We start from the raw sequence: 6000 nt of genomic DNA on the forward strand, positions 1-6000 counted from the left end.
TGCGTAAGGACGACCTTGCGTCTCATCTTCAAACGGGGACGGCCCCACTGCTCAAGGGGAGCGTTCTCATGTCCTGGATTTATCTCCTGATCGCCGGCGTGCTCGAAGTCGCATGGGCTTCCGGTCTCAAGCTGTCCGTTGGTTTCACGAAGCTCGGCTGGTCGGCGTTCACCATCGTGACTGCACTCGGCAGCTTCTGGCTGCTCGCACTCGCCATGCGCCAACTGCCGCTCGGCACGGCGTACGCGGTTTGGACCGGCATCGGCGCGGTGGGCGCGTTCATCCTCGGCATCATCGTGATGGGCGAGGCCGCCAGTGTCGCGCGCGTGGCCAGCGCCGCGCTGATCGTGCTCGGGCTCGTCGGGCTCAAGCTCTCGTCGGCGGCCTGAGTCGCGGTTCCCCGTGCCGGGCGCGCCACACGGCTGCGGCGCAGCGGGCTGCGTGGCTATAATGGAACGGACATCACCCGATAACCCCCGATCACACTCCGCGCACAATAACGCCTGGCAACACCCGGCGCCACGTTGCGTCAAGTTGCGTCACGCCATGCCTGATTCGTGGGGAACGGCGCCGCGCGAGCCTCGCGCGAGGAGGCAGTCATGCTGGAACCACTTTCGCTTGCCGCAGGCCTGTCCTGGGGCAGCGGTCTGCGCCTCTACCTCACGGTCCTGATGGCCGGCGTACTGCAACGTCTCGGTTTCATCCATCTGCCTGATACGCTCGCTGTTCTTGCTTCGCCCTGGGTGATCGGCATCGCCGCCGCGCTCACGGTGCTCGAATTCCTCGCCGACAAAGTCCCCGCGTTCGATTCGCTCTGGGACGCCGTGCATACCTTCATCCGCATTCCCGCCGGCGCGATGCTGGCGGCCGGTGCGCTCGGCCACGCCGATCCGGCCATGCTCACCGTCGCGGCGCTCGCCGGCGGCACGCTCGCCGGCACCGCGCATCTGGCCAAGGCCGGCACGCGCGCGCTCATCAATCTTTCGCCGGAGCCGGTGTCGAACGTTGTCACGTCCGGCGCGGAAGACGGCATGACCTTTGTTGGCGTGCTGCTCGCGTTGTTTGTGCCGGTGCTCTTTCTGGTGCTGCTCGCAGCCTTCCTGCTGGTGGCCGCCTGGGCGCTGCCGAGGCTGTGGCGCGGTGTGCAGGGCGGTTTTCGCGGCATGGCCACGCACATGGTCTCGCGTTTCTCGCTGCGGAGCCGTCACGATTGAGCGGCGCCGGGCCTTCCTCGTCTTCTTCGAACGCCACGCCCAGCGGCAACCCGGGCCGCTCCGGGCCTACCCCGCTACGCACGGGCGGTGAGCGTCCACGCGGCGGCGGGCCGGGCACGGCCCCTCGCACAACCCGCGCCACCCTTGGCTGGTCCGATCTCGTGCGCCTCGCCGCGCGCATGAGCGCGCGCGACTGGCGCGCGGGCGAGCTGACGATGCTGCTGCTGGCGCTCGTGCTGGCGGTGGCGGCGCTCGCGAGCGTGGGCTTTCTCGCCGACCGGCTCCAGCGCGGTCTGGAGCGCGATGCCCGGGGCATGATCGCCGCCGACTTCATCGTGCGCGCCGATCATCCCGTCGATCCCGCATTCGCGCGCGAGGCGCAGTCGCTCGCCTTGCGTACCGCGACCACGGCGATCTTCCCGAGCATGGTGAGCGCCGAAGGTGCAGCGGCTGGCCAGACGGCCACGCGCCTTGCCGCGGTCAAGTCGGTCTCGCCGGGCTATCCGCTGCGCGGCGCCTTGCGTATCGCGTCCGCGCCCGGCGCCCCAGGGCACGTCGCGCAGGGCATTCCGCCGCCCGGCACCGTCTGGGTCGACCAGCAACTGCTCGACGCGCTCAAGGTGCATGTGGGGAGCGAGGTGAAGGTCGGCACACGTACCCTCACGATCGGCGCGCTCATCACGCGCGAGCTCGATCGTGGCTTTTCGTTCGTGAACTTCTCGCCGCGCCTGATGCTCAACGCCGCCGATCTGCCCTCGACCGGCCTCACGGGCTTCGGCAGCCGCGTCACCTACCGGCTGCTCGTGGCGGGCGCCGATCCCGCCGTCGCGCAGTTTGCCGAGTGGGCGCACGCGCGCGTGGACGGCGGCAAGCTGCGCGGCGTCGGTCTCGAATCGTTGCAGGACGGGCAGCCGCAAGTGCGCCAGGCGCTCGACCGGGCGCGCCACTTCCTCACGCTCGTCTCCTTGCTCACGGCGCTGCTGGCGGCCGTGGCGATCGCGATGGCCGCGCATCGCTACACGCGCCGGCATCTCGATGGCTGCGCTGCGATGCGGTGCCTCGGCGCGAGCCAGCGTACGCTGCGCGCGCTGTTCGTGCTCGAATTCACGGGCCTCGGGCTCGTGGGCGGCGCGCTCGGCGTGGCGCTCGGCTACGCGGGCCATCTTGCGCTGCTCACCTGGCTCGGCACCCTGATCGACGTGGTGCTGCCGTACCCCGGGCCGCTGCCCGCGCTCGAAGGCATCGCGGCTGGTCTCGTACTGCTGCTCGGCTTTGCGTTGCCGCCGCTCCTGCCGCTCACGCGCGTGCCGCCGGTGCGCGTGCTGCGCCGCGAGTGGGGCGAGGAGAGCCGCACGGCGTGGGCGGCCTACGCCATCGGCATTGCGCTCTTTGCGGGGCTGCTCGTGATCGCGGCAGGCGAGCTCAAGCTCGGCGGCATCGTCGCCGGCGGCTTTGCGCTGGGCCTGCTCGTGTTCGCGGCTGTGGCGCGGGTCGCGCTCTGGAGCGCGGCGCGCGTGGCGCGCAGCCAGCGCAACGGTCTCGAAGCGCGCGCGGGCGTGGGCTGGCGCTACGCGCTCGCGTCGCTCGAGCGGCGGCCCGGCGCGAGTGCGCTGCAAATCACCTCGCTCGCGATCGGCTTGATGTGCCTGCTGCTCATCGCGATGACGCGCAACGACCTGATCGAAGGCTGGCGCAAATCCACGCCGCCCGATGCGCCCAACGAATTTCTCATCGACATCCAGCCCGCCCAGCACGACGCCGTGGCCGCATGGCTTACCGCGCATGGCGTCGCCAATCCCGATCTCGAGCCGATGGTGCGCGGGCGGCTCACCACGATCAATGGCAAGCCCGTGGACCCGGCCACGTACAAGAGCGAGGATGCGCGCCGACTCGTCGATCGCGAGTTCAATCTCTCGTACACGACGCAACTGCCCGACGACAACCGTATCGAGGCAGGCAAGTGGTACGGCGATTCGAGCGCGCCGCAGTTGTCGATCGAGCAAGGCCTCGCGAAGTTGATCGGCGTGAAGCCCGGCGACGTGCTGACATTCGACGTGACCGGCCTCGAAGTGACGGCTCCCGTGACGAGCGTGCGCAAGCTCGACTGGGGCTCGTTCAAGGTGAACTTCTTCGTGCTGATGCCGCCCGCGTTGCTGCGCGATTTTCCGGCCACTTACATCACGAGCTTCCATCTGCCCGAGACGCAGCGCGCCGTGGTGGACGGTCTCGTTGCGCAGTATCCGAACGTGACCGCCATCGACGTCGGGCCGATTCTCGCGCAAATCCAGCGCATGCTGGGGCAGGTGATCGGCGCGGTGCAGTTCCTGTTTATCTTCACGCTCGCGGCGGGCATGCTCGTGCTCTATGCGGCGCTCGCGGGCACGCGCGACGAGCGCATGCGCGAGTCGGCGCTATTGCGCGCGCTGGGCGCTTCGCATGCGCAGGTGCGCTCGGTACAGGTGGCGGAGTTCGTCGCGGTGGGCGCGCTCGCGGGGCTGATGGCGGCCGTGGGCGCGCAGATCGTGGGGTCGGTGCTGGCCACGCGCGTGTTCGACTTCTATCTCGCGTTCGATCCGTGGCTCGTGCCTGTGGGCATCGCGGCGGGCGTGGCCTGCGCGGGCGTGGGCGGGTGGATCAGCCTGCGGCACGTGCTCGCGCGGCCCGCGCTGCAATCGTTGCGCGATGCGTGAAGGACGCAAGGTCGCTCGGGTGCAATTGCGCGCGCCGTAGTTTGGCGAAGCGTCGGGCCTGCCATCGGCGTGGATTTCGGCATATGATGCCGGGGCGTTTTCCGCCCATGCCATGAATATCCAATCGACTCCCAAGCGCACTCCCAAGCGCACTCCCAAGCGTACGACCGCACGCACGATCGCCCGCACGACAAAGCCCGCCGCGCCAGCTTCGGCACAAACAGACCTGGCTCAGTGCGATGCCGCGCCGATGCGTTTTCTCGACACCTATCTCGCCGCGCTGCTCGCGCGCGCGAGCAGTCTCATTTCCGACGAATTCCACGCCACGCTCGCGCGCAAGAAGATTCCGGTGCTGCAATGGCGGGTGCTCGCGTGTCTGTCCGACGGCTCGCTGCCGATGGGCGACCTCGGCCGCGTGATCCTCGCGAAGCAGCCTACGGTTAGCAAGTTGATCGACCGCATGGAGGCGGCGGGGCTGGTCGTGCGCCAGGAGGATCCGGCGAGCCGCCGCCGCACGCTCGTCGCGCTCACGCCGCACGGAAGCGCGCTTGCGGCGGAGCTGGTTGTGCTCGCGCTGGAACACGAGGCTTCGGTGCTGCTGCCGTTCGAGCCGGAGACGGCGAAGATCTTCGTCGACGTTTTGCGCAAGCTGATCGAGCAGCATTCGAAGTGAGGCGCGCGCCGCGCCATATCAAGCGCGCGGCCGGGGCTCATCAAAGCGCGAGGCTCCCCGTGCTCGTGCCGCCGCACACATAAAGCGTCTGCCCCGTGACGAAGCCGTTTTCCGGCGCCGCGAAAAACATCGCGGCGCGCGCGATGTCGTCGGGCTGGCCCAGTCGCCCCACGGGAATGCCGGCCGCGATTTGCGCGACCTTCGGGCTGTCGGCGGGGACGATCTCGTGGAACATGTCGGTCTGGATCGGGCCGGGCGCGATGGCGTTCGCGGTTACGCCGAGCGGGCCGAGTTCGAGCGCCCAGGTACGCACGAGGCCGAGCATGCCGGCCTTGGTCGCGGAGTAGGCCGTGCGCGTGGCGAGCCCGAGCGCCGCGCGCGACGAAATCAGCACGAGCCGGCCGAAATGCTGTTCGCGCATCGCGGGCAGCATGGCCTGCGCGAGCGCAATGGGCGCGGCCAGATGCAGGTTCGTGAGCGCGAGCAGGTCCTCATGCGCGACGTCGGGCAGGAGCGCGGGGCGGATCGTGCCGGCGTTGTGGATCAGCGTGGTGGGCCCGTGGTGCGCGGCGATTTCGGCCGCGGCTTCGCGCGTGGCCGCCGCGTCGCAGAGATCGACTTCGACGGTGTGAAGGCGGACGTGTCCCGGCGCGTTCGCGCGCAGGTCAAGCGAGATCACTTCATAGCCGGCTTCGAGCAGGTGCTCGACGATTGCCCGGCCGATGCCGGTATTGCCGCCGGTGACGATGGCTGCGCGGTTCATGGCGTTGTCCTTGCTGGTGGTGTTCGGGATGGTTTTCGGTTTTTTGGTTTTTTGTGGTTCCTTCGCGGTTGCTTCGCGGTTGCTTCGCGGTTGCTTCGCGGTTGCTTCGCGTTTCCTTGTGTTCGTGTCGGTCTATTAGTGTTGCCCCTGTGCGGGGCGGCACCTACTTTTCTTTGCAGCGGCAAAGAAAAGTAGGCAAAAGAAAGCCGCTCAAACCGCTAGTGTGACGCCGTCCACCCCTTGCCCGTAATCGGAGCGGTTCCGGAGCGTCTGTCATCACGCGCCGTATAACAGAGTGACAAAGGGCTCATTCCTCCGGCGGCGCTACGCGCGCCGTGGGGCATAACCCAAAACCGGTGGGGCGCATGCGTATTCGCTTACCCAGGCAGTACTCATGGTTTCCCTCGCAGACCCGACCGCTGCGCGCGTAGCGAGCAGCGGGATGAATGAGTCCCTTGTCACTCAGTTTGAAGGTGCGGGATGACGGATGCCCCGGAACCACTTCGATTAACGGCACGTGGTGTACGGCATCACACTAGCGGTTTGAGCGGCTTTCTTTTGCCTACTTGTATATTCTCTCCTGTGGTGCCAGCCTGATCAGTTGTCGCCGCATTGGACCGATAGCTCGTCTGCCTACAGGGTCTTCGAGCCCGCAGAAAA

At 68.0% G+C, this 6000-nt stretch carries 5 protein-coding genes; 4 read left to right on the forward strand and 1 reads right to left on the reverse strand.

The genetic code is table 11. The annotated features are described in order from the left end of the window. Positions 1 to 68: 68 nt before the first annotated feature. The 4 genes from L5014_RS21020 (at position 69) to L5014_RS21035 (ending at position 4577) form a co-directional block, all read left to right on the forward strand. Positions 69 to 389: a DMT family transporter gene (locus L5014_RS21020; protein WP_238465671.1), complete on the forward strand. Its 321-nt coding sequence runs from the start codon at positions 69 to 71 to the stop codon at positions 387 to 389. Between the two features lie 210 nt (positions 390 to 599). After that, on the forward strand, positions 600 to 1214 hold the full coding sequence (locus L5014_RS21025) for a DUF4126 domain-containing protein (protein WP_238465672.1): 615 nt from the start codon (positions 600 to 602) through the stop codon (positions 1212 to 1214). 179 nt (positions 1215 to 1393) lie between these two features. Continuing rightward, on the forward strand, positions 1394 to 3904 hold the full coding sequence (locus tag L5014_RS21030; RefSeq protein ID WP_238465681.1) for an ABC transporter permease: 2511 nt from the start codon (positions 1394 to 1396) through the stop codon (positions 3902 to 3904). Positions 3905 to 4154: 250 nt separating this feature from the next. Continuing rightward, the gene (locus L5014_RS21035; protein WP_238465673.1) at positions 4155 to 4577 is read left to right on the forward strand and encodes a MarR family winged helix-turn-helix transcriptional regulator; all 423 of its coding nucleotides are present in this window, start codon (positions 4155 to 4157) and stop codon (positions 4575 to 4577) included. A gap of 40 nt (positions 4578 to 4617) precedes the next feature. On the opposite strand, the gene L5014_RS21040 is transcribed toward L5014_RS21035, so the two are convergent. After that, complete coding sequence (locus L5014_RS21040; RefSeq protein WP_238465674.1) at positions 4618 to 5340, reverse strand: SDR family NAD(P)-dependent oxidoreductase; 723 nt, start codon at positions 5338 to 5340, stop codon at positions 4618 to 4620. Positions 5341 to 6000 lie beyond the last annotated feature (660 nt).

The sequence above is a fragment of the Paraburkholderia tagetis genome (genome assembly GCF_022213065.1).
GTDB lineage: Bacteria > Pseudomonadota > Gammaproteobacteria > Burkholderiales > Burkholderiaceae > Paraburkholderia > Paraburkholderia tagetis.